The sequence below is a fragment of the Ruegeria sp. AF8 genome (genome assembly GCF_056541825.1).
This window is the reverse complement of the sequence record NZ_JBQFYW010000072.1, coordinates 1-1,398: the sequence shown is the minus strand read 5'-3', so window position 1 is coordinate 1,398 and position 1,398 is coordinate 1. Positions and strand designations below refer to the sequence as shown.

The window sequence follows — 1,398 nt, the reverse complement described above, 5'->3', positions numbered from 1 at the left end:
CCCGGCTAGGCCACGGCCTTTCTTTTTCCCAACTATGCGGGGTTTTTGGAGGGATTATTCATCGAATAGTCTCTGGCCACCTGTCCCGGGCTGGCGCCCCGGAGATCGCGGATCTCAAACAGAAAAGGCCGCCCCGGCATGGGGCGGCCTTCTTTGTTCGTCACCGTGTCGCTCGCGGCAGGTATTCCTGTGGAAAATCGCCTGCCGCAACCAGGCGCGTCTTACTCGATGATCTTCGACACGACGCCGGCGCCGACGGTGCGGCCGCCTTCGCGGATGGCAAAGCGCAGGCCGTCTTCCATCGCGATCGGCGCGATCAGCTCGACCGTGAAGCCGACATTGTCGCCCGGCATCACCATCTCGGTGCCCGCCGCCAGCGTCACCGTGCCGGTCACGTCGGTGGTGCGGAAGTAGAACTGCGGACGGTAGTTGGCGAAGAACGGGGTGTGACGGCCGCCCTCTTCCTTGGTCAGGATATAGGCTTCGGCCTCGAATTTGGTGTGCGGGGTCACCGAACCCGGCTTGCACAGAACCTGACCACGCTCAACCGCGTCACGGTCGATGCCGCGCAGCAGCGCGCCGATGTTGTCGCCCGCCTCGCCACGGTCCAGCAGCTTGCGGAACATTTCCACACCGGTGCAGGTGGTGGTCTGGGTGTCCTTGATGCCGACGATCTCGATCGAGTCGCCGACATTGATCACGCCACGCTCGACACGCCCCGTAACAACGGTGCCGCGGCCCGAGATCGAGAACACGTCCTCGATCGGCATCAGGAAGGGCTGGTCAACGGCACGTTCCGGGGTCGGGATGTACTCGTCAACAGCGGCCAGCAGTTCCTTGATCTTCTCTTCGCCGATTTCCGGGTTGTTGCCTTCCATCGCGGCCAGAGCCGAACCTGCAACGATCGGAATGTCGTCGCCGGGGAATTCGTACGAGCTGAGCAGCTCGCGGACTTCCATTTCCACCAACTCAAGCAGTTCCTCGTCATCGACCTGATCGACCTTGTTCAGGAACACCACCAGCGCCGGCACGCCGACCTGACGGGCCAGCAGGATGTGCTCGCGGGTCTGCGGCATCGGGCCGTCGGCAGCGTTCACCACCAGGATCGCGCCGTCCATCTGCGCGGCGCCCGTGATCATGTTCTTGACATAGTCGGCGTGGCCGGGGCAGTCGACATGCGCATAGTGACGCGCGTCGGTCTCGTATTCCACGTGGGCGGTCGAAATGGTGATGCCGCGCGCCTTCTCTTCCGGCGCGCCGTCAATCTGGTCATACGCCTTGAAGTCGCCGAAATACTTGGTGATCGCCGCGGTCAGCGTCGTCTTGCCGTGGTCAACGTGGCCAATCGTGCCGATGTTGACATGCGGTTTATTACGCTCAAACTTTTCCTTTGCCATT

General features: G+C 62.4%; 1 protein-coding gene. It reads right to left on the bottom strand.

Features of this window, described 5'->3' with window-relative positions:
- Window positions 1–221 precede the first annotated feature (221 nt).
- On the bottom strand, window positions 222–1,397 hold the full coding sequence (gene tuf / locus ACR0AO_RS25405; RefSeq protein WP_480609808.1) for an elongation factor Tu: 1,176 nt from the start codon (window positions 1,395–1,397) through the stop codon (window positions 222–224).
- Between the last annotated feature and the right edge of the window lies 1 nt (window position 1,398).